The sequence below is a fragment of the Pseudarthrobacter sp. NIBRBAC000502770 genome, from assembly GCF_006517815.1.
In the GTDB taxonomy this organism is placed as follows: Bacteria; Actinomycetota; Actinomycetes; order Actinomycetales; family Micrococcaceae; genus Arthrobacter; species Arthrobacter niigatensis.
In genome coordinates this window covers 4,077,508-4,101,968 of sequence record NZ_CP041198.1, presented here as the reverse complement: position 1 = coordinate 4,101,968, position 24,461 = coordinate 4,077,508, and the positions used below count along the sequence as shown (strand labels likewise).

Below are 24,461 nucleotides of genomic sequence, written 5' to 3'. Positions count from 1 at the left end.
GCGTCCATGATGAGAGGAACCCCAATGACCAACCCGTTTCCGCAGGACTTCCTTTGGGGCGTGGCCACCGCAGGCCACCAGGTGGAAGGCAACAACGTCAACAGCGATGTCTGGTTCCTGGAACACCTTCCGGGCACCATTTTCGCGGAGCCGTCCGGGGATGCCGTGGACCACTACCACCGGTACCGGGAGGATATTGCCCTGATCGCCGGCCTCGGTTTTACCAGCTACCGGTTCTCCGTGGAATGGGCCCGGATCGAACCGGAGGAAGGGCATTTCTCGGTGGCTGCGCTGGACCACTACAAGCGGGTGCTCGAGGCCTGCCGGGAGCACGGGCTGACGCCGGTGGTCACGTTCCACCATTTCGCGTCACCGCTGTGGCTGCTCCGTTCGGGCGGCTGGGAGGGCGAACGCACGCCGGAGCTGTTCGCCCGCTATTGCGGCCGGGTCATGGCGCACCTGGGTGACCTGATCGGCGTCGCCTGCACCCTGAACGAGCCCAACCTCCCTTGGCTGCTGGAGTCATTCGGCATCGGCGGGGAAGCGCCGGAGAACCGCGGCAAGGTCCCCATGTGGGCGGCTGCCGCACAGCGCCTGGGCGTGGACGCCAGCACGGTTGCCCCGTTCCAGTTCTGCTCCACGGAGGCCGGCTTCAACGTTAAACTCGCGGCGCACAAGGCGGCCACCGAAGCAATCAAGGCACACCGCCCGGATCTGCGCGTGGGCTGGACCTTGGCCAACTCGGACATCCAGTCGGTCCCCGGCGGCGAAGAAATCGCGGCCCAGGTGCGCCGGGACGTCAACGAGCGGTTCCTGGAAGCCTCCCGCGGCGACGACTTCGTGGGCATCCAGACTTACGGCCGCACCGTGTACGGCCCGGACGGCCACGCTCCGGCTCCGGAAGGCGTGGCCGTCAACCAAATGGGCGAGGAAATCTATCCCCAAGCGCTGGAGGCCACCATCCGCGAGGCCTGGCGCGTTGCCGGCATCCCGGTGATGGTCACCGAGAACGGGTTGGCCACGGAGGATGACACGCAGCGGGTGGCGTACCTGCGGACAGCCGTCAACGGCGTTGCTTCCTGCCTTGCGGACGGCATCGACGTCCGCGGGTACATCGCCTGGACCGCGTTCGATAACTTCGAGTGGATCTTCGGCTACGGGCCCAAGTTCGGCCTGATCGCCGTCGACCGTTCCACCCAGGCACGGACTCCCAAGGAGAGCGCGCGCTGGCTGGGCAACTTCGCCCGGCAGCAGGCACCGGCGGGGGCGCCGCTGCACGCCTGACAGCAGCGGGTGGCCCGGACCGCCTGTGGCGGTCCGGGCCATTGTTTTAGCCTGCTACTGCTGCAGCCGCAGCTTTGCGAGGAAATCCGCCATGATCAGCCGCGTGTCCACGGAGGTGTAGGTCCGCCGCGAGGGATGGTTGCGTGTTTCCGTGAAGGTGGACGTGGCATCGTCGAGGCCGGTAACCACCAGGGGTGCGCTGTCACCCAGGCACCACAGCGGCCCGAATTTCACGAAGTCCGGCACGTCCAGGCTGTTGAAGAGCTCCCACAGCCAGGCGCCTGCCGCGCCCGAGTTCCTGAAGGCATGGTCAAGTTCGGCCACCGGGGCAACAACCTGCCGGTACGTCTCTGCCGGGAACTGCCACACGGACAGCTCCTGGTTCCCGAGCACGAAGTCTGCGGCGGCCGGGTCCGTGAAGTAGTTGTATTCCTCATCATTCGCCGTGGCCCCGCCAACCCAAGCCAAGGTGAGGGAGGAGGCGACGGCGGGATCCAGCAGGAGCGCATCGGCCACGTTGGTGAGCGGGCCGGCGCAGACAAGGACCAGGGGCAGCACTCCGCCGGCTGCTGCGGTGGCAGCGATCGCCCGGGCAGCCGGGTTGTCCCGGGGTTGTCCGGTGAAGGGGCTGTCGGATCCCGGGTGGGCCACTGCCGGCTCCGGGCTCTTGAGGACGCGCAACAGTTCCCCGGCCAGGTTCGCACCCTTCTGCGCCATGCCCGCCGGCGGCCCAAACATCGGGTTGGTCAGGGAACTTGTGACGCCGACGATCGCGTTGGCGGGCGACATGGCGTGGTGGGCCAGGGCCACCAGCCCGTCCGGGTCACCCGCCCAGTCGTTGTCGATCAGCACGCGGCAGCGGGGCTCCACCCGAATCATGTCCATGCTGCAAGCCTTGCGGCAGCGCGGGACCCACAGAACGGCGTTTCCATTCACTGAAAGGCGAAGGTACCGCGGTGGTTATCCCGCGTCGGGCTCCCGGATTACCAGCACGGGGCAGTGCGCATGATGGATGGTCTGGTGCGACACTGAACCCAGCAGCATCCCCGTGAAGCCGCCGTGGCCGCGTGAACCTACCGCCACCAGGTCAGCGTCCCGGGAGGCCTCAATGAGCGCCGACGCGGGATTCCCCTCCACGATGCGCCCCGTGACCGTCACGCCCTGGTTCTTGACGCGTTCAAGTTCTTCTTCGAGGATGGCCTGGGCGTCCTTCTGGAAGATGTCATAGTCCCAGGCTGTGCCGAGGGCATCGCTGACATAGGGAAAGCTCCAGGCGGTCACGGCCTGTACCTCTCCCGTGCGCAGCCTGGACTCCTCAATTGCCCAGTCCATAGCTGCCCTGGACTGGTCCGACCCGTCAACGCCCACCACAATCCTGAAACTCCCGCTGTCCGCCACGGTCTCCCTTTTCCTGTCGCTTCTTCAGGGCAACGCTAGCGCTGCCCTCCCGACGTGCCTTCCGCCGGCACGGCCACCGTCGTATGCTCAGCATGCGCGGCCTGGTGCGGGTTGCCCGCTTCCTTCGCGCAATGGAGGCAGCAGTAGATGCCTGCCTGGCTTTCAACGGGATGGCCCAGGATCCGGCAGCCGCAGTGCTCGCATGCCGGAGCCATCATGTGGATGGCACATTCGAAGCTGTCGAACGTGCCGGTCTGGTTTCCCATACTGACGGTGAACATGCGGCCCTCGCTGCTGCCGCAGACATCACATGCGCCCATGGTCCTTGCCTCCTGTTGTGCTCGCGTGCTCCAGACACTCAAGTTGACTTCCGGTGCCTGTTCGCCGCCTAGGGGCGAAGGTCCCCCGCCGCCGGATGTGGCGGAAGCAGCGCCGGGGCGAGTCCAGCGCATAGGTGTGGCGCCACTCTCCCAGCGAAATATTTGCGGTTCATTCCCATCCACCCAGGCCGCCGTTCCGAACTACAGCTGCAGGAATCCATAACCAAGGCTAGGACGGGACGATGGATGCCGTTGACCAGCAGGCCCTCACCGGCGCAGTCATCAAGGAGCACGGACTGGATCTGGCACAGCTGTGGCTCGAGTTCGTCGGCTTGGGCGGCGACGCCTCGGAACAGCTCATCCGCGACTACTGCGCCGGCCAGTGCACCCTGTCACCGAAGGAGCGGGACGCCCTGGCACAGGCCGTCAACGAGCACTGTGCCGCCCAGGGCCTGCTCCTGCGCGTCCCGCTCAGCAGTTATGCCCTGTTCCTCCTCCAACCGGAGCCGCAGGATCCGGAGCGGAAGGGCCCCTACTCGTCGAAGTAGGTAAAGGTGTCCGTCACCCCGGCCACTGACGAGATCACCATGGCCGCCACATCGCGGAGTTTCATGTTGCGCGTGTTGGATGCTTCCCGAAGCAGTTTGAAGGCAGCGTCCTGGGTGCAGCGGTTTTGAGCCATGATGGCCCCCGTAGCCAGGTCGATCACGGTGCGGGTCTGCATGGCGGCGGTCATGCCGTCCCTGGTCTCCTCCAGCCTGAGCATGCGGAGGCAGAGCGTCAGGCCCTTGGAGGCCCGCCGCACAAACGTCTCCGCAACATCCACGCGGTTGTCGCGGGGGTCGACGGGATGCGAGCAGTAGAACGTCAGCACGCCCTGCGCGTCCCCCTCTAGCTCCACGGGGATGCTCAGCACCGAAAGGAATCCCTGATCCTGCACTGCTTGGACATAGTCCGGCCACCGCTGTTCCAGCCGCAGGTCGGCCACCAGGACCGTGGCGCTGGTCCGCATGGCCGTCAAACCCGGACCGTCGCCGTGCTTGAACTCCACTTGGTTCATCACCTTCGCGGCGGCGTTGCTGCAGGCCGTGGTCACGGGTTTCTTGGGCCGCAGTACCGTGATTTCGCACGAACACCCGGGATCGGAGCTGCCGAGGCGGCCCACGGCATAGGCCGCGAGATCCTGCAGGATCGCCCCGACCTCGGGGGTATGGAGGAACGACTCCTGAAGATGCAGGGCAACGTCAGCAAAATTTTCGGCACCAAAGACGTCGGCGTGGGGCACGCGTCTTACCTCCCGGACAGTTATGAAGAGCCACAGCATCGTGGCCGCCCACTGCCGAACGGTGATGCCAGCCTACCTGTGCGGACGCCGTAACCTGTCAACCATGACGCGTCTCTCCACCCCCGCCGGGTCCATCCTCGGCAGCTCCCTCGAAGCTGAAGGGACCACCATCCGCCGGTTCCTTGGCATCCCCTACGCTGCACCGCCGTCGGGGGCCAACCGCTTCCGCCCTCCGGTCCCGGCAGCCCCGTGGGCAGGCGTCCTGGACTGCACCGCCGCCGGCCCCGCAGCACCCCAAAACCTGGAGAACCCCGCCCCGCCGGGCAGCAGGCCGCGGAAATGGAGCGAAGAAGGCTGCCTCAACCTGAACATCTGGGCCCCGCCGGGGGACGGGCCGGCAAGGCCGGTGATGGTGTGGATCCATGGCGGCGCGTTTCTGCTGGGCGCCAACAGCGACGCCATGTACGACGGCGCCCGGCTGGCCGCCGCGGCGGGCGTGGTGCTCGTGTCCATCAACTACCGCCTGGGCGCCCTGGGCTTCCTGCATCTGGCGGACCTGCTTGGCCCAGGGTACGAGGACTCGTCCAACGTCGCCCTGCTGGACCAGCTGGAAGCCTTGCGCTGGGTACGCCGGAATATCGGGGCATTCGGCGGCGACCCGGAAAACATCACTGTTTTTGGCGAGTCGGCAGGCGCCGCGGCCATCGGCACCCTGCTGGGCATGCCGTCGTCGGAAGGGCTCTTCCACCGCGCCATCATGCAGAGCGGCACCGCGGAACGGTACCGGCGGCCGGACGAATCCGCGCACATCAGCGCGCAATTCCTGGAACTGTGCGGCCTGGACAAACCATCCGCGAAGGAACTGCTGACCCTCCCCGCGGGGCGGCTGCTTGAGGCCCAGGCCGCCCTGGAAAAGCGGATCGCGACGGAGACTTACGCCGTCCCGCTGCCCTTCCAGCCGACCGTGGGGACACCCTCACTGCCGGAGCCGCCGCTGGACGGTATCCGCCGCGGGCTCAACAGCGGGGTGGACCTGCTGGCCGGAACCAACCTCAACGAAGGCTCCTTCGCCGTCGAAATGCGCCCGGCTGCCCCAGAGGACCCAGGGTATCCTGACCGCGCCGCCGCCGTCCTCGCCGCCGCAGGGGTTCCGTCTGCCCAGGCACCGGGCTACACCGAAGCACTGGCCCGGGTACTGTCCCGGGAGCCCGGGGGCAAGGAAATCCTTGAAGCCGCCATCGCCGATTCCGTCTACCGCCAGCCCACCAACCGTCTTTTGGCGGCGCGCCAACTGGCCGCGCCAAACGGCGCGGCCGGGAGAAACTTCGCCTACCTGTTCACCTGGCGCAGCCCGGCCATGGGCGGAAAGCTGGGCGCCTGCCATGCCCTGGACATCCCGTTCGTTTTCCGGCACCTGGACGCGCCGGAGGCTGCGTTCCTTACCCGGAGCGCGGCGCCGCGGTCCCTCAGCAACACCATGAGCGGGGCCTGGGCAGCCTTTGCGCGCACTGGATCGCCGGACACGGCAGGGCTGGAGTGGCCGGAATATGGGGACGCGCGCCGCACCATGATGCTGGACGACGGCGCCCGGGTCGAGGACGATCCGCGCAGTGGGATCCGGGAATTCTTTGCAGGCGTCAGGCCGCTGCCAGCGAATTAAGCGTGTCCCGGATCCCGTTCAACGCGGGATCACGCAGCGAATTGAAGGCAGGCTTCAGCAGCGGCTGGATGATCTTGGCCGGCCCATGGATGCTGAACTCGGCCGTGTACGTCACCACGGAGCCGCTCCCGTTGGGCCTGACTTCGATGGAATCGAACGAGGTGACGGTCTTGTTCTCGCCGCGCAGTTTTATGTGGTTGTCCGTGAGCTCGATGACCTCGTAGACCAGCGTCTGGCGCTTTCCGCGGAACTCGGACTCAGCGTGGTATTTGTGGCCTACGGCAACGGGCCCCGGGGTGATTTTGTCCATCACGGGGGTGTTGGGATCCCACTTAGTGGTGTTTTCGAACTCACTCATGAAGGCAAAGGCCTTCTCCGCGGACAGGTTGGTTTCCACACTTCCGGTGACTGTGATCATCACCCCAGTGTAGGAGCACCGCGCAACGGGGCGGCAGCCGTGTTGCCGAACAGCCGCCGCCCCGCGGGCCGGGACCCGGCTTAGCAGCCCTCGAAGTCGGTGAGGACCTTAACCTTGCCCGCCGAGGCCGACGACGGATCGAACGTGTACCCGATCCATTCCTTTGCCAGGCGCCGGGCGAGTTCGATGCCCACCACGCGCTGCCCCATGGTGAGGACCTGGCAGTCGTTGGACAGGATGGACCGCTCCACCGAGAACGAGTCGTGCGCGGCGGTGGCGCGGACGCCGTCCACCTTGTTGGCGGCGATGGCGACGCCGATTCCGGTACCGCAGAACAGGATGGCCCGGTCAGCGGCGCCGTCCCTGATCATCTCGCCGGCCGCTATGCCCACATACGGGTAGGGCTTGGTGAAATCATTCGGGGCGTCGCTCCGGTTGACGCCGATGTCGATGACCTCGCTGACGCGCGGATCGTTCCGCAGGTCCGCGAGGATCTTGTCCTTGTAGTCCACGCCGGCTTCATCCGCGCCGACAATGAGCCGCAGCCCCATGGTGTTCCCTTCCGTTGTCATGACTCAGCGGCCGTCGCCGCAACGGTGGTGGTGCTGCCTTCGGACCCGGTGGCACCGGTGAAGTGCGGCCCCATGACGGCAAAGACCATGGCCAGCGATGTGGCGCCGGGATCCGCCGTGCCCAGGCTCTTTTCCGCAAGGGGCCGGGCCCGGCCCTTGAGTGGCAGGAGGTCCGCGGTGGCTTCCGCGGCGATGACCGCCTCGCGTGCCGCGTCCTCCCAGGCGCGGCCCGGTTCCACGCCGTAGCCCACCGCACGGCTGAACCCGGCAACAAACGGCAGCAGCGCGTCCACCATGGTCTTGTCCCCCGCTTCGGCTTTGCCCAGCTGGACAATCCGGTCCGCGAACGCCGTCACTGCTGCCGCAAGGGCACTGGGAGCGGGTGCGGAGGCATTGCCCACCGTTTCACCGAAAGCCCGCAGTCCAGCGCCCCACAGGACACCGGAGGTGCCGCCTGCCTTGTCCGCCCAGGCGTCGCCGGCGGCAGCCAGCACATCGCCGGCGCCGGCGCCGTGGCCCAGTGCGGCGGAGGCGGCTGCGGCGGCCGCATCCACGCCACGGACCATGCCGCGGCCGTGGTCACCGTCGCCAGCGATCGCGTCCATGTGTCCCAACCGCTCTTCGGCGTCGTGCAGCGACGAACGGGCGGCGTCGATGGCCGCTACGCAGGCCGCGGCATACCCGCGGGAGGATGCGGTGGCAACGAACGCAGCAGCGGCCGCGCCGCCGTCGGACGTTTCCTCGACCCCACGCGCCCCGGTCTCCCGGGCAGCGGTGCCCCGGCGGTAGGCAGGAGTCTCGGCAGGGGCAACCCACAGCGGTTCCAGTTCCTCATCAAGCCAGGTGACGGTCAGCGAGACGCCGGCCATGTCCAGGCTGGTGACCAGCTCCCCCACCTCGGGCATCACCAGCGTGTAGTCGGCGGCACGCAGCAGCGGTGCCACGGTCCCCCAGAGGACGAAGAGCTCCTCGTGCTTGGTGGAGCCGAGGCCATTAAGGATGACGGCGATGCGGCTGCCGGCGTCCGGCGGGGTTTCGGAGAGTACGCGGGCCACCAGTTCGTGGCCCAGTTCCTTGGCCGAAGGCAGGTGGGTGTCGTGCAGGCCCGGCTCGCCGTGGATGCCCAGGCCCAGGCCCATCTGCCCTTCAGGCAGGGTGAACAGGGGCGATTCGGCGCCCGGGAAGGTGCAGCCGGCGAACGCGCTGCCGATGGTGCGGGTGCGTTCGTTGGCCTTGCGGCCCAGGCGGACCACCTCGGCCAGGTTCGCGCCATTCTCGGCGGCAGCGCCCATCACCTTGAAGACCGTGAAGTCACCGGCGATGCCGCGGCGCTTGGCGGATTCCGACGGCGGGGCGCTGGCGATGTCGTCCGTCACCAGGACGTTGTCCGCAGCGATGCCCTCGGCGGCCAGGCGCTCGCTGGCCATGCCGAAGTTCATCACGTCGCCGGCGTAGTTGCCGTAGGTGAAGACGACACCGGCGCCGGACTCTGCGGCCTTGGCCACCGAGTAGGCCTGCTGGGCGGAAGGCGAGGTGAAGATGTTTCCCACCACCGCTCCGTCCGCGAAGCCGGTGCCGATCACCCCGGCGAACGCCGGATAGTGCCCGGAGCCACCGCCGGCCAGGACGGCCACCTTGGGTTTTGCCGGCCGGAAGCGGCGGACGGCACCGCCGGGAACCTGCCGGACCAGGTCCGAGTGGACGTCGCAGAACCCGGCGAGGGCTTCTTCGGCGAAGTCGGAGGGGTCATTGAAGATCTTTGTCATGGAGGGAGCTTTCTGGCTGGCGCCGGGGCCGGCTGCTAGTGGATGTGGCTGCCGCCGTTGATGTCGACGGTGGTGCCGGTGAGGTAGGCCGAGTCCTCGGAGGAGAGGAAGGCGATCACGGCGGCCACTTCCTCGGTGGTGGCGTTGCGGCCCAGCGGGATGCCGGCGTTGATGGCTGCTTCCTGCTCCTCGGTGCTGCCCACGCGGATGTTGGTGTCCACGGCGCCGGGGGTGATGGCGTTGACGGTGACGCCGGTGGTGCCCAACTCACGGGCCAGCGCCTTGGTGAAGCCCAGGATGGCCGCCTTTGCGGCGGAATAGGGGACCTTGCCGAAGACGCCGCCGCCGCGCTGGGCGGACACGGAGGACATGTTGACGATCCGGCCCCAGCCGTTGTCGATCATGTCCGGCAGGAAGGCCTTGGTCACCAGGTAGGTACCGGTGGCGTTGACGTCCATGACCTTGTGCCACAGCTCGAGGGTGGTCTCCAGGAACGGGACGGGCGACGTGATGCCGGCGATATTGGCCAGGGCGCCAACGGGCGGGAGGTTGCCGGCGGCCACTTCGGCGGCTACGGCGGCCTGGGCGGCAATCACGGAGGCTTCGTTGGCGACGTCGATCTCGTGGCCGAACGCGGGGACGTTGAACTCGTTGCCGATTTCGGCCGCGACCTTGGCGGACTTCTCGCCGTCGAGGTCAAGGATGACGATGCCCCAGCCGTCACGGGCGTAACGGCTGGCCGTGGTGATGCCGATGCCCCGGTCCGAGGTTGCTCCGGTGAGGACGGCGGTGCGCTGGATGGTGGTCATGGTGGTGCTCCTTGAATTGATTTTGGGGCTCAGATGAGGTCGGTGATGAAGCTTGCCGCTTTGGCGGCGGCGGCCGGGCGTTCGTCATGGGTGACGTCCCGGGTTTCCAGTTCAAGCGAGAAGTGGCCGGTGTAGCCGTCGGCGGCAAGGCGTTTCAGGCCGCCGGCGAAGTCGGCGTCACCGTTGCCGATGCTGAGGTTGATGTTCCCCGGCACGGCGTCGCGCAGGTGGACGTGGCTGATGCGGCCCTGGTGCCGGTCCAGGTAGGCCTGGATATCTTCGCCGGACGCCACAATGTGGCTGAAGTCCATGACGATTCCGACGCCGGAACCGGCGAGGCGGTCGGCCAGGAGTCCTGCGCGCTCCAGGTTCCAACAGAACCGAAGGAAGTGGAGGGACTCGGTCCAAAGTTCGACGCCGAACTCCGCGGCCCGCTGTCCGGCACCGGTGAGCTGGGCGGCCACGAGGTCCAGATCCTCTTCGACGCTCCGGACTGGGTTATGGTCCAGGGCGCCGCACGGCAGGACCAATGCCTTCGCCCCTATGTTGGCCGTCAGGGTCAGCAGGGCGTCGAGGTGGCGCTCCCGCGCAGCCCGGCCCTCGTCGTCGAGCACCTTGTTGAGGTCACCGACATCGCCGTTCACGGAGCGGACCCGCAGGCCGGACGCGTTGACCTCGGCGGAGACAGTGTCCACCGCGGCCGCGTTGAGCCCGTAGGGCACGTGGTCGCAAACGCCGGGCAGGGCGCCCAGATCGATTTCTTCGAAGCCCAGTTCCTTCATGGTGCGCAGGGCCGTGCCAAGGTCCTGGTGCCGGAAGCTGATGGATGAGCACCCAAGTCTGGAGTGGAACATCATTGATCCTTTGGTTCGTGCCGGGCTTTAGTGATGGGGACCACAATACGTTCGTTAACTGTCAACAGTCAACTCTAAAAGTCGACTGTTGACAGTCATAATGATGTGGGTCACACTGGTGTCCATCAATTGTTAACAGTCGACAGCGGCGGACTTCCTCCAGCCGCTTTTCGAAAGGGAACCACCATGAGCAAAGATGCTCTGACCATGCGCGGGCCGGTCCACGGCACCAAGGACGCCCGGCGAGTTGCCATCGGATCCGGCGTGGGGGCCGTCATCGAGACGTATGACTTCATCGGCTTCGGCACCGCTGCCGCACTGTACTTCGGCACCGCATTCTTCCCCGGCAGCGATCCCGTAACGGGGACCCTAGCATCCTTCGCCACCCTGGGCGTCGGCTTCGCTGCCCGCCCGCTGGGCGGCATCATCGGCGGCCACCTCGGCGACAAGGTGGGCCGCAAGCCGGTCCTGGTCGCCTCCCTCATCCTGATGGGCCTGGCAACCTTCGCGATTGGCCTGCTCCCCACCTACGCCGCGGTGGGACTGCTGGCCCCGGCACTGCTGGTCTTCGTCCGCATCGTCCAGGGCCTGGCCTTCGGCGCGGAATGGGGCGGCGCCATCCTGATGAGCTACGAGCATGCCCCCTGGAAATCAAAGGGCAAGTTCACCGGAATCGTCCAGGCCGGCTTCCCCGTGGGCCTGCTGCTGGCCAACCTGACCTTCCTGGCGAGCACCAGCCTCGGAGGTGAGCTGGCATGGCGGATCCCGTTCCTGGCCAGCATCGTGCTGGTCGTCGTAGGCCTCATCATCCGGTCCAAGGTCCCGGAATCCCCGGTCTTCGATGAGGTGAAGGACAGCGGCACCATCGTGAAGGCACCGATCGTCGAGGTCATCAAGACTGACTGGCGCAACATCGTCAAGGGCATCGGCCTGCGCATCGCCGAGACTGCCGGCTACGCAGTATCCATCACCTACATGATTTCCTACCTCAACAGCCAGCACCTGGCGGACAAGACCCAGACCCTGGTCGCCCTCTGCATCGCGTCTGCCATCGGCATCTTCGCCACCCAGGCCTGGGCCGCACTGACGGACCGCATTGGCCGCCGCCCCCTTTATGTCTGGTCCACCGCTTTTGCCGCACTGTTCGCGATCCCGATGTTCCTGCTGGTTAACACCGGCCTGTTCATCGCCATCATCCTCACCATCGTGATCTCCTATGCGGTCTGCCAGAACTCCTTGGCCGGCGCCCAGGGTGCCTGGTTCCCGGAGCTCTTCCAGGCCAAGACCCGCGCCTCCGGTGCCAGCCTCGCGTACCAGATCTCGGCCATGGTTTCCGGCTTCACGCCGTTCATCACCACCTTGCTGTTCGTCAGCTTCGGCTGGATGGGCCCGGCACTGCTCTTCGGCGCGTACGCCCTGATCGGCCTTTGGGCCGCCGTCGCTACCCGGGAAACCTGGGGCAAGCGGGAACGCGAACTGGCTGACGAGGCCACCAAAAGCACCCCGAACACCGTCAACGCCTGAATGACCACCGCGCACGAAACGACCACGGAGCCAGCAATGCCTACAGATACCGTCCAGGACGCCGCCCCGCAGGGACAAACACTGCAGACCGCAGTGACGCCCGAACGGCTGGAGAAGATCAGCGCCGCCGCGTACCGCATCCGGCACCACGCCCTGAACATGGGCGAGGTCCAGGGCCAGGGGTACGTTGGCCAGGCCCTGGGTGCCGCGGACATGCTCGCCACCGTCTACGGGGACCAGCTGAACTTCCGCGCCGGGGACCCGCACTGGGAAGCCCGCGACCGGTTCCTGCTCTCCACCGGCCACTACGCCATCGGCCACTATGCCGCTCTCGCCGAAGCCGGGATCGTCCCCGTGGAGGAACTGGAAACCTACGGCTCGGACGACTCGCGGCTGCCGATGTCCGGGATGTCCACCTACACCCCCGGCATGGAAATCTCCGGCGGTTCGCTGGGGCACGGGCTGACCATCGCCGTCGGCATGGCCCTGGGCCTGCGCTACCAAGGCTCGTCCGCCCGGGTGTTCAACTTCCTCTCCGACGGCGAACTGGACGAAGGCTCCACCTGGGAGGCCGCCATGGGCGCGCACCACCACCAGCTGGGCAACCTCACCGCCATGGTGGACATCAACGCCCTGCAGGCCGACGGCAAGACCGACACCGTGCTCCGCACCGAGCCGGTCACCGAAAAGTGGGAATCCTTCGGCTGGTACACCCAGCGCGTGGACGGGAACGACGTCGGCGCGCTGCTGGCAGCGTTCGACAACGCAGCCGCCCAGGCCGCCGCCGTCGGACGCCCCTCCGTGATCCTGTGCGACACCAAGGTGGGCTGCGGCGTTCCGCTGCTGGAAAACCGCGAAAAGGCGCACTTCATGCGCATCGAAGAGAACGAATGGCAGACCTGCCGCGAGCAGCTCACCGCCGGATACGAAGGAAAGGCTTCAGCATGAGCACCACCACCGAGGCCCCCGACACCGCAGCAGCGGCCAAGCCGAAACTGAAGACCTCGGCGATGATCGCGTCGTTCGCCGACCCGGGCCAGAAGACCTCCAACGCACCGTTCGGGCACGCCCTGGTCAAGGCCGCACAGGAAAACGACAAGATCGTGGGATTGACCGCGGACCTGGGCAAATACACGGACATGCACATCTTCGCCCAGGCCTACCCGGAGCGGTTCTTCCAGATGGGCATGGCCGAGCAGCTGCTCTTCGGCGCCGCCGCCGGGCTCGCCGAGACCGGGCTGGTGCCGTTCGCGTCCACCTACTCGGTGTTCGCAGCCCGCCGCGCCTACGACTTCCTCTGCCTGGACGCCGCCGAACCGAACCTTAACGTCAACATTGTGGGCGGCCTGCCCGGCCTGACCACCGGATACGGCCCCAGCCACCAGGCCACCGAGGACATGGCGATCTTCCGCGGCATGCCCAACCTGACCATCGTTGACCCCTGCGACTCGATCGACATCGAACAGGCCGTCCCGCAGCTCGCCGCCTCCGAGGGACCGACCTACCTGCGGCTGCTGCGCGGCAACGTGCCCACCGTCCTGGACGAGTACGGCTACACGTTCGAACTCGGCAAGGCCAAGGTGCTGCGCGGCGGCAACGACGTCGTCTTCATCTCCTCCGGACTGATGACCATGCGTGCCCTGCAGGCAGCCAAGGCCCTTGCGGCACACAACGTGGACGTCGCCGTCGTGCACACCCCCACCATCAAGCCGTTCGACGCCGAAACCGTCCTCAAGGAAATCAACACGGACCGGCTCGCCGTCACCCTGGAGAACCACTCCGTGGTGGGCGGGCTTTTCGAAACTGTTGCCTCCGCCGTCGTCACCGCCGGAGCAGGCAAGCGCGTGGTGCCCATCGGGCTGCCGGACCAGTTCCTCGACGCCGGCGCCCTGCCCACCCTGCACGAGCGCTACGGGCTATCCGTGGACCGCATCGTGGCCAAGGTCCTCGCCGAACTCGGCTGACGGATTTCAAGACATGTGGGAAAGCACGGCACCGGTCAAGGCCGGTGCCGTGCTTTCTGCCGTACCATCGGAATTACTACCGACTGTTAGCAGTCGACTTAAGACATTGAGGACAAAGCCATGGCCGGATTGGGCGCACCCCTGCTGGGACTGGAAAAGAAGAGCCTTCGTGAGCAGGCGCTCTCGGCGCTGCGGACCGCCATCACCAGCGGCGAGCTGGAACCGGGCCGGCACCTGGTGGAAACGGAACTGTCCGAGATGCTGCAGATCAGCCGCGGCACGCTCCGCGAAGCCCTCCGCCAGCTGGAACAGGAAGGCCTGCTGTCCGCCGGCCCCCGCGGACGCCTGTCCGTCCGCCACCTGGATGAAAAGGAAATCCGGGACATTTATGCTGTCCGTGCCGCCCTGGAATCGCTGGCCGCCCGGACCCTCTGCGAACTGCCGGACCGGCAGCAGGTCACCGAGTCGCTGCACAAGGCCATTGATGCCATGGATGCCGCGGCCGGCGGCAGCCTTGAGGAACGGATTGAATCCGACCTCGAGTTCCACCGCACCCTCTGCCGGCTTACGGGCAACGAAACACTGCTCCACTCCTGGGAATCCCTTGAGGGCTCCATCCGGATGTCCATCATGTTCGCCGGACTGGAAAAGGGCGTCAGCAACATGAGCGTGGACCGCCACAAGGACATCGTGGGCGCCATCGACACCGGCGATGCCACCCTGGCCCGGAAGACCATCCTTGAACACATGAACACGGCTGCCGCCAACCTGGTGGCGTAGCGCGTCACGGCCCGCGTGCTGGGAATCCTCGCGGCCTCCCGGCCGTTAACCTACTGAGCGGTAAATAGCCGCGGTGGTAACGAGGGATGGTATGACCGCGAAGTTTGTGTCAGTAGAGGACGACGCCGGGAAGGTCACCCGGTACAGCCGCCACGACAACGGCGGCGGCCTCATCGCTCCGGGGGCCAGCGTGGCTGAGAGCACCCGGATCGGCCCCATGACCTATGTGGAGCACGGCGCGAAGGTGGGTTCAGGTTGCCGGATTGGACACGGCAGCTGGATCGACCGCGGCGCGATCATCGGTGACAGGACGGTCATCGGCGACGGCGTGCGCATCGGCCGGGGCACGGTGATCGGCAACCGTGTCCACATTGGCAGCCACTCGCGCATCGGCTCCAGCGTCCTGATCGAGCACGGCGCACACCTGGATTCGGACAGCACCGTGCCGGACGGCAGCGAGGTCCTCGCGGGCGCCCATTCACGCCTGGCGCCGGCCAGGCATCGGACGCACCGCAAGGTAAAGGGCGGGCTGGCCGCCTAGGTGCAACCCGGCAGTCGGGCGGACATCCTGAGGTTTTGGGTCCGCTACTGCACGGAGCTTCCGCGCACCACCAGTTCCGCAGGATAGATGACTGGTCCCGGAACCCCGTCGGGATTCGCGATGGCACCCACCAGGAGCTTTCCGGCTGCGGCTGCCATGTCCACCATGGGATGGGCCACCGTGGTGAGGCCCAGGCCGTTTGCCGCCTGGATGGAGTGGTTGTCGAAGCCCACCACTGCCACGTCGTCCGGCACCCGCCGCCCCCTTCCGCGAAGGGTGTCCACGACGCCGAGCGCCATCAGGTCCGATGCGGCGAATATTCCGTCCACGTCAGGCGATGTAGCCAGCAATTGGGCTGCAGCATCGGCACCGCCCGCCGTCGTGAAGTCCCCGTGGATGACGGGTCCGGGCTCAAGGCCGGCTTCCCTGAGTCCCTGCCGCCATCCTTCCAGGCGGTCGACGGCGGCCGTCATGTCAGGAGGGCCGGCAACAGTCGCCAGCCGGGTGCGGCCGATGCCGGCCAAGTGCCGTGCCGCCAACCGGCCTCCCTCGAAGTTGTCCAGGTCCACATAGGGAATTCCGGACGACGTGTCCCATGGCCTGCCGATGAAGACGGTGGGCAGTCCGGTGCCGCCAAGGGTCTCCACCCAGTCATCAGCGTGGTGGTGGGAGACCACGATCGCGCCGTCAACGTGGCCGCCGCGCAGGTAGCGGATGGTCCGCGCCGAGTCGTCACCGGCCCGGGACATCAGCAGTACCAGCTGCAGGTCCGTCTCGCGCAGTGCTTCATTGACTCCAGTAATGACGGCGGCGAAGTACGGGTCCAACATGACCCGGGCATCAGGTTCGGGGATCACCAGTGCCACGGATCCGGCGCGCCGGGTGACCAGGCTCCGGGCAGCACGGTTGGGAGTGTAGCCCAGCGCCACGATCGCGGCGTCAACGGCCGCCTGGGCCTGCGCGCTGACCTTTGAGCCGCCATTGATGGCACGGGATGCTGTGGAGCGGGACACCCCTGCCGCTGACGCCAAGTCCTCCAGCGTGGGACTGAGCCGCCCTGCCCCTTCCGGAGCGGACCGGCTGGTCTTTTCGTTCATTACACCGACAATACGACACCGATCCAGCGTGGGAGCGCTCCCGTCAACCCTTGCCGGGGCAAAATCCCGATGCTACGCTCTCCCGACGGGAGCGCTCCCACCACTCGGCCCCGGCTGCCTGTCGCAGCCGTCGTGGTCGTCCAGCCCCTCCACTGACAGGACCAGCAATGCCGCTAGCCTTACGCCCAGACGCACCCCGACCCCTTCCGGCGCAGCGCCGGAGCCGCGCCGGCACTGTTGCAGCCGCCACCGCCCTTCTCCTTGGCCTTGTTGCCGCCGGCGGGACGGCCGCAGCACAGGCGGCGCCCTCAGCAGCCCAGCCCGCAGCCCAGGCTCCGGCGTCGCCGCCACCGCCGGCACCGACGCCGCAAAACCCGTTCGGTTCCAATACCTACGTCTTCGACCCCGGCATGCCGGTGGCACAGATCCAGGCCACCGTGGACGCCATTGCGGCCCAGCAGGTGGACGATGAGATGGGCTCAAAGCGCTACTCGCTGCTGTTCAAGCCCGGGACTTATGGCACCCCTGAAGAGCCGCTGATCGTCCAGGTGGGTTACTCCACCGAGGTGGCGGGACTGGGCGCCGCGCCCACCGACGTCACCATCAATGGACACGTCGACGTCTACAACCGCTGCCTCACCGCGGACAATTGCATCGCCCTGAACAACTTCTGGCGCTCCCTGTCCAACCTCACCATCAACGTCACCGGCCTGGAAGGCTGCCGCAGTTCCGCGAATTTCTGGGCGGCTTCCCAGGCTTCACCGATGCGCCGGGTCAACATCACCGGCGGCAACCTCTCCCTGATGGACTACTGCACCGCCGGCCCGCAGTACGCCAGCGGCGGGTTCATTGCGGACTCAAAGACGGGTGCGATCATCAATGGCTCCCAGCAGCAGTACCTGGTGCGCGACAGCAGCATCGGCAGCTGGTCCAATGGGGTCTGGAACCAGGTCTTCTCCGGCGTGGACGGCGCGCCCGCCGCCTCCTTCCCCAACCCGCCGTACACCACGCTGGACAAGACTCCGATCAGCCGCGAGAAGCCCTACCTGACGTTGGATTCGGCCGGCCAGTACAGCGTGTTCGTGCCCTCCGTCCGCAAGGACCCGGCCGGGACCACGTGGGAAAACGGTCCCACCCAAGGCCGCAGCATCCCCCTGTCCGATTTCTATGTTGCAAAGCCCGGTGATTCAGCGCAGGCCATCAACGCGCAGCTGGCCCGTGGAAAGAACCTGCTCCTTACTCCCGGGGTCTACGACGTTGACCGGAGCATCGAGGTCAAGCGTGCAGGAACAGTGGTGCTTGGACTTGGAATGGCAACACTTTCCGCCGTCAACGGATCGGTTCCCCTGACAGTTGCGGACGTCCCCGGCGTGGACATCGCCGCCGTTACCGTGGACGCGGGCGAGGTCAACTCCCCTGCCCTGATGCGCATCGGCAAAGCGATTCCAGGCGCAGGGGGAGGACCAGCCAACTCAGCCGTCCTCAGCGATCCAGCCAACCCCACCACGCTCCACGATGTGTTCTTCCGCATCGGCGGGCCCCACGTGGGCAAGGCCTCAGTCAGCCTGGAAGTCAACAGCGACAACGTCCTCCTGGACCACATCTGGGCCTGGCGCGCAGACCATGGGAACGGTGTCGGTTGGACCACCAACACCGGCAGGAACGGTGTGATCGTCAACGGCAACAACGTCACTGCCACCGGCCTGTTCGTGGAGCACTACCAGGAGTACAACGTCGTCTGGAACGGCGAAAACGGCAAGACCGTCTTCTTCCAGAACGAGCTGCCCTACGACGCCCCCAACCAGGCAGCGTGGCAGCATGACGGGGTCCTGGGCTGGGCCGGGTACAAAGTCTCGGATTCCGTCAAAACCCACGAACTCTGGGGCGGCGGCAGCTACGTGTACACCAACGTGGATCCCACCATCCACGCCACCCGCGGTTTCGAGGTTCCGGTGACTCCGGGCGTCAGGCTGCACAGCCTGCTGACCGTGAATCTCGGCGCCGGGACACTGGACCACGTGGTCAATGACACCGGAGCACCGGTGTCCACGGACGCCGTCGGAGTTCCCAGCTACGTGGCCGATTTCGGCTAGGAGCCACGGGGCGCGTTGCCGGCAGTGGATGCCGGCGACGCGTCCCTATCCGTTCCGGGCCTGCCTCCACGCCAGCGCGGCGCCGCCCCAGACGGCCAGCAGCAGCCCCACCAGCAGCAGGCCGGCCTCTCCCAGGTCGATCGATGAAAGCCAAGCCGTCACCGGATCATGCAGGCCGAAGGCAGCATGCATGAAGCCTGCCAAAGTAATCAGGGCAATGAACAGGGCCGAGACAGCCGAGATGCCCGTCACCACAGCATTGAAGCCAAGCTTCCGCCGCGGGTCGGCCAGTGCCGACCGGTACATCCGCATCATCACCATGCCGTTCACCGAATCACACAGCGTCATTGCGGCTGCGAAGGCGAGCGGCAGGGCGAGCAGGGCGAACGGGGGTACCCCGGCCAGGGACGCCGCCGTCGTCATCATCAGCAGCCCGATGGTGGTTGCGGTATCGAAACCCAGCCCAAAGAGGAAGCCGACCACGTAGATGTTCCGCGGCCGGCGCACCCTCGCGAGGGGTTTGGCCAGCAGCCGCGCCACCAGTCCCTGCGGTTCCAGGTCGCGGGGATCGATGGCCGCTCCGGCCCGGGAGCGCCGGAAGGCAGCGGCCGAGCGGGTGAAGGCCGAGCCGTTGAACAGCCCCATGGCCAGCAGGAACAGCCCGGATACACCGCTGCCGATCAGCCCCAGCACGACGTTGCCGGCCGTACCTTCCTCAATCAGGCTGCCAACCATGGACGCACCGGCGATCACCAGCACCCCGGCCAGGGTCACCACCGAGCTGTGGCCCAGGCTGAACGCGAAGCCCACACTCACCGGATGCTGCCGCTGTGCCACGAACTTTCGGGTCGAGTTGTCGATGGCCGCCAGGTGGTCCCAGTCGTAGCTGTGCTTCACTCCGGCGAGGTAAGCGGTGAGGACAAGTCCCCAGGAGAGCGCCCCGCCGCCCCCGGGCCGGGTTCCGGCAAGCAAAAGGACGACGGCGGCAGCGTGCAGCGCGGCCACTGCACCAAAGGTGAACAGCGCGCGGGTCCGGAGCGGCAGGGAGTCCCGGTCCCGGTAGAGCGCGGCGATGCTGGTCATCAGTGCTTCCTCAGGTCCAGCGGCCCTTGGCCGTACCAGCGACTGCGCAGGAAGTCGGTGCAGGACCGAAGCAGGCGGTTCAGTTCGTCGGTGCTGTTGGAGAGGCTCCGCAGAACCAGCCCGGCGGTTCCCGCAACTGGGCGCGTCAGTGAGATGCCGGTCAGCGCTTCGCTGCCGGCGGTCAGCAGGTGCAGTTCGTCGGCGAGCGCCTGGTCCACCCGGGGATCCACCACCACCAGGGATCCGAGGTGGCTGTAGCCTTCCATGAAACCGAGCCCGCTTACGTGGTGCAGCGGCGGCCGGATCAGCAGGTTGTCCAACGCCAGCAGTTCGGTGCCCGCCCCGGTTTCCACGCAGATGTGGTTCCTCAGCCGCACTTCCTCATACCGGAAGGCGGCGCCGTCCGGCGACCAGCCGGGCGTCACCACCTCGGCCATGACCAAGGACGACGACGGCCGCAAGGTTACAGAGGTCCGTTGCCGGTAGCTGGCCTCCCGGTAGGCGATGAGCTGGTCCGGCATGAGTTCCAGCCGAGCCCCCTCCCCCAGCCGGACAGCCATCCGCTGCTCGGCAAAGGACCCGGGAGTCCGATAAACCTTCGTAGCGGACTGGGTGGTCAACAACAGAGATGCCGAGTCCCCCACCTCCACATCCAGCAAGAACAGGTCAGCCCCCAGATAGGCCCCGCCAGGATTCACAACGACATAACAAACCTGCCCGGAGTTATCGAGGTAATGCGGCCGCATAACCCGAAGAGCACCGCGATGGTACTGATGCGCCGCAACTGTGCGCTGTCCACGCAAGGCGACCACAAGCTCAAGCTCGCCCATCGGGGGCCGATCAGCGGACGCGGGTGATAGGGGCCGCGGCGTGGCGGGCACCGCGGAGCGGGCACGGCCCCTATCACCCGCGGTCGCAGGCCCCGGTGAGACAAGCGCTGAACTGGACTCCGCCGTCGTGCTCATGCCAAATCAAGCATCAGGACGTCGTGCCGGATCCAGTCGATGACCTTGTCGAGTCCCTCGTCAGTCTTGAGGTTCGTGAAGCAGAACGGCTTATTGCCGCGGAACTCCTTTGAGTCCCTCTCCATGATGGCCAGGTCAGCCCCGACGTGGGGTGCGAGGTCGGTTTTGTTGATGATGAAGAGGTCGGACTTGATCATGCCTTGGCCGGCTTTGCGGGGGATCTTTTCGCCTTGGGCCACGTCGATGATGTAGATGGAGAAGTCGACGAGTTCGGGGCTGAAGGTGGCGGAGAGGTTGTCGCCGCCGGATTCGACGAAGATGACTTGAAGGTCGGGGTGGCGGGTTTTGAGTTCCTCGATGGCGGCGGTGTTCATGGAGGTGTCTTCGCGGATGGCGGTGTGGGGGCAGCCGCCGGTTTCGACGCCGATGATCCGGTCCACGGGGAGGATGCCGTTGGCGGCGAGGATTTTGGCGTCCTCGATGGTGTAGATGTCGTTGGTGATGGCGGCCATGGAGATGTCGCCGCTCATGTGCCGGGTGAGCCGCTCCACGAGCTGGGTTTTACCGGCGCCGACGGGCCCGCCGATGCCGATTTTGATGGGTTCGGTCATGGTTTCCTCCTGCTAGCTCATGAACATGCGGGCACGTTGGCGTTCGTGCCGCATTTGCGAAATTTCCAGTCCGGGGCTGACGGCGCCGAAGTCGTCCGCCGTCAGGTGCGCGATCGTGGCGATGGCGGCAGCGACGTCGTCGTGCGCTTTCCGCAGCACCCGCTGCCCGGCGTTCTGGCCCAGGGGGATGGCGCGGACGGCGTTCTGGGTGAGGGAGGTGACGGTGGCGAAGAGGTAGGCGGCGAGCGCTTCCTGGAGCGGCACGCCCAGTGAGCGGGCGACGACGGCGAACGCCAGCGGCTGATGCCCGGCGGCCCGGCCGGTGGTCACGAGCTCCCGGTACAGGTCCAGGGCGGGCGAAGGAAACACTTCAGCTCCAATCTCCAAAAGCCGGCCGCCCATCTTCAAACTGGCCTCCCGAACCTGCCGCGGCAAAAGAGAAGCAGAAAGCAAAGAATCCAGCTCCCCAAGATCAACCCCCTCGTAGTACAGCCGAACGGCAAGCCCATCGGAATAGGTCAGCTGCTGGCCGACGAAGGCACCGAGCCAGAGCCCGAAAGACCCTTCATCAAGAACGAGCTCCCGATCGATGTAGGTCTCAAACCCAAAAGAGTGAGCAAAAGCCCCAGTAGGAAGCGCAGAGTCCACCAATTGCTGAAGAGCAAGCTGATAATCGCTCACTGAACCGCCGCCAAAGGTGAGACAAGCAAGCGGCGCGAGGGATATGGGGCCGCGGCGTGGCGGGCACCGCGGAGCGGGCACGGCCCCATATCCCTCGCGGCGTCCCAAGCCCCCACCGGTATTGGAGCGCGCAGCGCGACGCTGGTACTAGTGCGAGTGTTCAGCATGGCGGAAAGGCACAGGCATGACGCGTTCCTGGCGGGTGTAGGGCACTGAGTTGTGGCGGAGGTAGTCCTCGACGGTGTGGTCGTAGGCGCACACCATGACATCGGCCCCGTATTCGGAGGACGCGTCAAAGAACTGTGCCTGGAGGTGCCGGTTGCCAAGGGAGTGTGCGGTAACGCCCATTTCGTGCACGGTGCGGGGTGCGATGACCAGGACGTCGGTGGGCAGCACCGACACCACGATCATGTTGGCGTCGGCGACGTGGAGGATGTCGCCATCACGGAGGTCGCCTGACCCGGACGGGAGCCGGATGCCGATCTCTTTGCCGTGGTCCGTGGTGGCGCGCTGGATGCGTTTGACCAGCTGGGCACTGGGCAGGACGACTTTTTCGCGGTGCAGACCGGCGTAGGCGGCGAGGTCGGAGTCCGGCAGGTCGTGCAGGTTGCCCAGGACTTTGTCGATGATCATGTGGTTGCTTTCGGGGTCTTGAATTCGCGGCTCTAGAAGAGGAAGTACCGCTGCGCCATGGGCAGCACGTCGGACGGTTCGCAGGTGACGTCCTCGCCGTCCACCGTCACCTGGTAGGTTTCCGGGTCCACCTGGATATCGGGCGTCGCGTCGTTGTATTTGAGGTCGGCTTTGGTGAGGTTCCGGATGCCGGAGACGGGGCGGATGACCTTTTCCAGCCCCAATTCCCCGGGCACGCCGGCGTCGATCGCTGCCTGGGACAGGAAGGTGATGGAGGACTGCTGAACCGCCTTGCCGAAGGTGGCGAACATGGGCCGCATGGTCCGCGGCTGGGGGGTGGGAATGGACCCGTTGGAGTCACCCATCAGGGCGTAGGCAATCTGTCCGCCCTTGAGCACCAGTTCCGGTTTGACCCCGAAGAATGCCGGATCCCACAACACCAGGTCCGCGAACTTGCCCACTTCCACTGACCCTACGGTGTCTGCGATCCCCTGCGCGATGGCGGGGTTGACGGTGTATTTGGCCACGTAGCGCTTGAGCCGGAAGTTGTCGCCGTCCGCACTGCCGTGCGCCCCGCCGTCGTTGTCTTCCAACACCCCGCGCTGCTTCTTCATCTTGTCCGCCACCTGCCAGGTGCGGGTGATCACCTCGCCCACGCGGCCCATGGCCTGGGAGTCGGAGGAGGTGATGGAGAAGATGCCCAGGTCCTGCAGGACGTCCTCGGCGGCGATGGTCTCGGCACGGATCCGGGAATCGGCGAAGGCCACGTCCTCGGGGATGTCCGGGTTGAGGTGGTGGCAGACCATCAGCATGTCCAGGTGCTCTTCGATGGTGTTGCGCGTGTAGGGCAGCGTGGGGTTGGTGGAGGCGGGCAGGACGTTGGGCATGCCCGCGATCTTGATGATGTCCGGGGCATGGCCGCCACCGGCGCCCTCGGTGTGGAAGGTGTGGATCACGCGCCCGTTGATGGCCCGGATGGTGTCTTCCACGAACCCGCACTCGTTCAGGGTGTCGGTGTGGATGGCCACCTGGACGTCGTATTCGTCAGCAACCCTCAGCGAGGTGTCGATGGAGGAGGTGGTGGCGCCCCAGTCCTCGTGGACTTTGAGCCCGATGGCCCCGGCGCGTATCTGCTCGGCGAGGGGTTCGACGGCGGACGCGTGGCCCTTGCCGAACAGGCCGATGTTCATGGGGAACGCCTCAGCCGCCTGCAGCATCCGCTGGATGTGCCACTTTCCGGGCGTCACGGTGGTGGCCTTGGTGCCTTCAGCCGGGCCGGTGCCGCCGCCGATCATGGTGGTCACGCCGCTGGCCAGGGCGGTCGGGATCTGGTCCGGAGAGATGAAGTGGATGTGGGTGTCGATGCCGCCGGCGGTGAGGATCTTCCGCTCGCCGGCGATGATTTCCGTGCTTGAGCCGATCACGATGTCCACGCCGTCCGTGATCTGCGGGTTGCCGGCCTTGCCGATCCGGAAGATGTGGCCGTCCTTCAGCGCCACGTCTGCCTTGTAGATTCCGGTGTAATCCAGGATGACGGCGTTGGTGATCACGGTGTCCGGGATGTCCTCGTCGCGGGCGGCCTGGCCGTTCTGGCCCATGCCGTCACGGATCACCTTGCCGCCGCCGAACACCACTTCCTCCCCGTACACGGTGAGGTCCTTTTCTATTTCCAGAAAGAGTTCGGTATCTGCCAGGCGGATTTTGTCACCGGTGGTGGGTCCGTAGAGGTCGGCGTACTGCCGGCGCGGAATGTCGAAGCTCACTCGCCGTTCCCTTCCGTGAGGAGCCCGCTTTGGCGCGCCCCGCCGTCGAGCCTTCCGTTGACCGCGTTGCTGAGCCCGTAGACCTCCCGGTTCCCGGCCAGCCCAATGAGCCGGACCGTCCGCGAATCCCCCGGCTCAAACCTGGCCGCCGTTCCTGCGGGGATGTCCAGGCGCCGGCCGTAAGCTGCTTCGCGGTCGAAGGACAGGGCGGAATTGGCCTCGGCAAAATGGAAATGCGAGCCCACCTGGACGGGCCTGTCGCCAGTGTTGGTCACGGCGACCTCGATTGCCTCCCTGCCCGCATTCGCGGTGACGGGCTCAGGCCGCAGGATGTACTCACCTGGAATCATTGCCGCGCTC

Annotated in this window: 26 protein-coding genes; 9 read left to right on the top strand and 17 right to left on the bottom strand. The window is 66.4% G+C overall.

Features of this window, described 5'->3' with window-relative positions:
• The first annotated feature begins 24 nt into the window (after window positions 1-24).
• Complete coding sequence (locus NIBR502770_RS19555) at window positions 25-1,284, top strand: glycoside hydrolase family 1 protein (protein WP_141183059.1); 1,260 nt, start codon at window positions 25-27, stop codon at window positions 1,282-1,284.
• Window positions 1,285-1,338: 54 nt separating this feature from the next.
• On the opposite strand, the gene NIBR502770_RS19550 is transcribed toward NIBR502770_RS19555, so the two are convergent.
• The 3 genes from NIBR502770_RS19550 to NIBR502770_RS19540 form a co-directional block, all read right to left on the bottom strand.
• Entirely contained in the window at window positions 1,339-2,169 is an 831-nt protein-coding gene (locus NIBR502770_RS19550) for a nucleoside hydrolase (RefSeq protein WP_141183058.1), read from the bottom strand.
• A 75-nt stretch (window positions 2,170-2,244) separates the two neighbouring features.
• The gene (locus tag NIBR502770_RS19545; RefSeq protein WP_141158508.1) at window positions 2,245-2,682 is read right to left on the bottom strand and encodes a universal stress protein; all 438 of its coding nucleotides are present in this window, start codon (window positions 2,680-2,682) and stop codon (window positions 2,245-2,247) included.
• Between the two features lie 35 nt (window positions 2,683-2,717).
• On the bottom strand, window positions 2,718-3,002 hold the full coding sequence (locus NIBR502770_RS19540) for a hypothetical protein (RefSeq protein WP_141158509.1): 285 nt from the start codon (window positions 3,000-3,002) through the stop codon (window positions 2,718-2,720).
• Between the two features lie 242 nt (window positions 3,003-3,244).
• On the opposite strand from NIBR502770_RS19540, the gene NIBR502770_RS19535 reads away from it, so the two are divergent.
• Window positions 3,245-3,550 carry a hypothetical protein gene (locus NIBR502770_RS19535; RefSeq protein WP_141183057.1) on the top strand — a complete coding sequence of 102 codons (306 nt, stop codon included), beginning with the start codon at window positions 3,245-3,247 and terminating at the stop codon, window positions 3,548-3,550.
• Here NIBR502770_RS19535 and NIBR502770_RS19530 read toward each other — a convergent pair.
• Window positions 3,535-4,287, bottom strand: a complete 753-nt coding sequence (locus tag NIBR502770_RS19530) for a GAF and ANTAR domain-containing protein (protein WP_246857331.1) — start codon at window positions 4,285-4,287, stop codon at window positions 3,535-3,537. The genes NIBR502770_RS19535 and NIBR502770_RS19530 overlap by 16 nt on opposite strands.
• Before the next feature lie 103 nt (window positions 4,288-4,390).
• On the opposite strand from NIBR502770_RS19530, the gene NIBR502770_RS19525 reads away from it, so the two are divergent.
• Window positions 4,391-5,947 (top strand): carboxylesterase/lipase family protein, encoded by a 1,557-nt coding sequence (locus NIBR502770_RS19525; protein ID WP_141183055.1) that lies wholly within the window; start codon window positions 4,391-4,393, stop codon window positions 5,945-5,947.
• On the opposite strand, the gene NIBR502770_RS19520 is transcribed toward NIBR502770_RS19525, so the two are convergent.
• The 5 genes from NIBR502770_RS19520 to NIBR502770_RS19500 all read right to left on the bottom strand — a co-directional run bounded on the left by NIBR502770_RS19520 (window position 5,925) and on the right by NIBR502770_RS19500 (window position 10,366).
• Window positions 5,925-6,365, bottom strand: a complete 441-nt coding sequence (locus NIBR502770_RS19520; RefSeq protein ID WP_141183054.1) for an SRPBCC family protein — start codon at window positions 6,363-6,365, stop codon at window positions 5,925-5,927. The genes NIBR502770_RS19525 and NIBR502770_RS19520 overlap by 23 nt on opposite strands.
• 80 nt (window positions 6,366-6,445) lie before the next feature.
• On the bottom strand, window positions 6,446-6,937 hold the full coding sequence (locus NIBR502770_RS19515) for an RpiB/LacA/LacB family sugar-phosphate isomerase (protein ID WP_305775687.1): 492 nt from the start codon (window positions 6,935-6,937) through the stop codon (window positions 6,446-6,448).
• On the bottom strand, window positions 6,934-8,703 hold the full coding sequence (locus NIBR502770_RS19510; RefSeq protein WP_141183053.1) for a dihydroxyacetone kinase family protein: 1,770 nt from the start codon (window positions 8,701-8,703) through the stop codon (window positions 6,934-6,936). The genes NIBR502770_RS19515 and NIBR502770_RS19510 overlap by 4 nt, the downstream gene beginning before the upstream one ends.
• A gap of 35 nt (window positions 8,704-8,738) precedes the next feature.
• Window positions 8,739-9,512 carry an SDR family NAD(P)-dependent oxidoreductase gene (locus NIBR502770_RS19505; RefSeq protein ID WP_141183052.1) on the bottom strand — a complete coding sequence of 258 codons (774 nt, stop codon included), beginning with the start codon at window positions 9,510-9,512 and terminating at the stop codon, window positions 8,739-8,741.
• 29 nt (window positions 9,513-9,541) lie between these two features.
• Window positions 9,542-10,366: a sugar phosphate isomerase/epimerase gene (locus NIBR502770_RS19500; RefSeq protein ID WP_141183051.1), complete on the bottom strand. Its 825-nt coding sequence runs from the start codon at window positions 10,364-10,366 to the stop codon at window positions 9,542-9,544.
• A gap of 186 nt (window positions 10,367-10,552) precedes the next feature.
• Between NIBR502770_RS19500 and NIBR502770_RS19495 the strand changes: the two genes are divergently transcribed.
• The 5 genes from NIBR502770_RS19495 to NIBR502770_RS19475 all read left to right on the top strand — a co-directional run bounded on the left by NIBR502770_RS19495 (window position 10,553) and on the right by NIBR502770_RS19475 (window position 15,175).
• Window positions 10,553-11,890, top strand: a complete 1,338-nt coding sequence (locus tag NIBR502770_RS19495; RefSeq protein WP_141183050.1) for an MFS transporter — start codon at window positions 10,553-10,555, stop codon at window positions 11,888-11,890.
• 36 nt (window positions 11,891-11,926) lie between these two features.
• On the top strand, window positions 11,927-12,838 hold the full coding sequence (locus NIBR502770_RS19490) for a transketolase (protein ID WP_141183049.1): 912 nt from the start codon (window positions 11,927-11,929) through the stop codon (window positions 12,836-12,838).
• Complete coding sequence (locus tag NIBR502770_RS19485) at window positions 12,835-13,854, top strand: transketolase family protein (protein ID WP_141158520.1); 1,020 nt, start codon at window positions 12,835-12,837, stop codon at window positions 13,852-13,854. Before NIBR502770_RS19490 ends, NIBR502770_RS19485 begins: the two co-directional genes overlap by 4 nt.
• Window positions 13,855-13,974: 120 nt before the next feature.
• A complete protein-coding gene (locus NIBR502770_RS19480) occupies window positions 13,975-14,634 on the top strand; it encodes a GntR family transcriptional regulator (RefSeq protein ID WP_141183048.1) in 660 nt (219 codons plus the stop codon).
• 91 nt (window positions 14,635-14,725) lie between these two features.
• Window positions 14,726-15,175 (top strand): transferase, encoded by a 450-nt coding sequence (locus NIBR502770_RS19475; protein ID WP_141183047.1) that lies wholly within the window; start codon window positions 14,726-14,728, stop codon window positions 15,173-15,175.
• Between the two features lie 44 nt (window positions 15,176-15,219).
• On the opposite strand, the gene NIBR502770_RS19470 is transcribed toward NIBR502770_RS19475, so the two are convergent.
• Window positions 15,220-16,272, bottom strand: a complete 1,053-nt coding sequence (locus NIBR502770_RS19470; protein ID WP_141183046.1) for a LacI family DNA-binding transcriptional regulator — start codon at window positions 16,270-16,272, stop codon at window positions 15,220-15,222.
• A gap of 167 nt (window positions 16,273-16,439) precedes the next feature.
• Here NIBR502770_RS19470 and NIBR502770_RS19465 point away from each other — a divergent pair, with 167 nt between their 5' ends.
• The gene (locus NIBR502770_RS19465) at window positions 16,440-18,365 is read left to right on the top strand and encodes an adenylyl cyclase (protein WP_141183045.1); all 1,926 of its coding nucleotides are present in this window, start codon (window positions 16,440-16,442) and stop codon (window positions 18,363-18,365) included.
• 45 nt (window positions 18,366-18,410) lie between these two features.
• Here the strand turns inward: NIBR502770_RS19465 and NIBR502770_RS19460 are convergent, their stop codons facing one another.
• The 7 genes from NIBR502770_RS19460 to NIBR502770_RS19430 all read right to left on the bottom strand — a co-directional run bounded on the left by NIBR502770_RS19460 (window position 18,411) and on the right by NIBR502770_RS19430 (window position 24,451).
• Window positions 18,411-19,448, bottom strand: a complete 1,038-nt coding sequence (locus NIBR502770_RS19460) for a HoxN/HupN/NixA family nickel/cobalt transporter (RefSeq protein WP_141183044.1) — start codon at window positions 19,446-19,448, stop codon at window positions 18,411-18,413.
• The gene (locus NIBR502770_RS19455; RefSeq protein WP_141183043.1) at window positions 19,448-20,413 is read right to left on the bottom strand and encodes an urease accessory protein UreD; all 966 of its coding nucleotides are present in this window, start codon (window positions 20,411-20,413) and stop codon (window positions 19,448-19,450) included. The genes NIBR502770_RS19460 and NIBR502770_RS19455 overlap by 1 nt, the downstream gene beginning before the upstream one ends.
• Window positions 20,410-21,024, bottom strand: a complete 615-nt coding sequence (gene ureG / locus NIBR502770_RS19450) for an urease accessory protein UreG (protein WP_141183042.1) — start codon at window positions 21,022-21,024, stop codon at window positions 20,410-20,412. Before ureG ends, NIBR502770_RS19455 begins: the two co-directional genes overlap by 4 nt.
• Window positions 21,025-21,036: 12 nt before the next feature.
• Window positions 21,037-21,705 (bottom strand): urease accessory protein UreF, encoded by a 669-nt coding sequence (locus tag NIBR502770_RS19445; RefSeq protein WP_141183041.1) that lies wholly within the window; start codon window positions 21,703-21,705, stop codon window positions 21,037-21,039.
• Between the two features lie 147 nt (window positions 21,706-21,852).
• Complete coding sequence (gene ureE, locus NIBR502770_RS19440) at window positions 21,853-22,338, bottom strand: urease accessory protein UreE (protein ID WP_141183040.1); 486 nt, start codon at window positions 22,336-22,338, stop codon at window positions 21,853-21,855.
• A 32-nt stretch (window positions 22,339-22,370) separates the two neighbouring features.
• Window positions 22,371-24,101 (bottom strand): urease subunit alpha, encoded by a 1,731-nt coding sequence (gene ureC / locus NIBR502770_RS19435; RefSeq protein WP_141183039.1) that lies wholly within the window; start codon window positions 24,099-24,101, stop codon window positions 22,371-22,373.
• Complete coding sequence (locus NIBR502770_RS19430) at window positions 24,098-24,451, bottom strand: urease subunit beta (RefSeq protein WP_141183038.1); 354 nt, start codon at window positions 24,449-24,451, stop codon at window positions 24,098-24,100. The genes ureC and NIBR502770_RS19430 overlap by 4 nt, the downstream gene beginning before the upstream one ends.
• Window positions 24,452-24,461 lie beyond the last annotated feature (10 nt).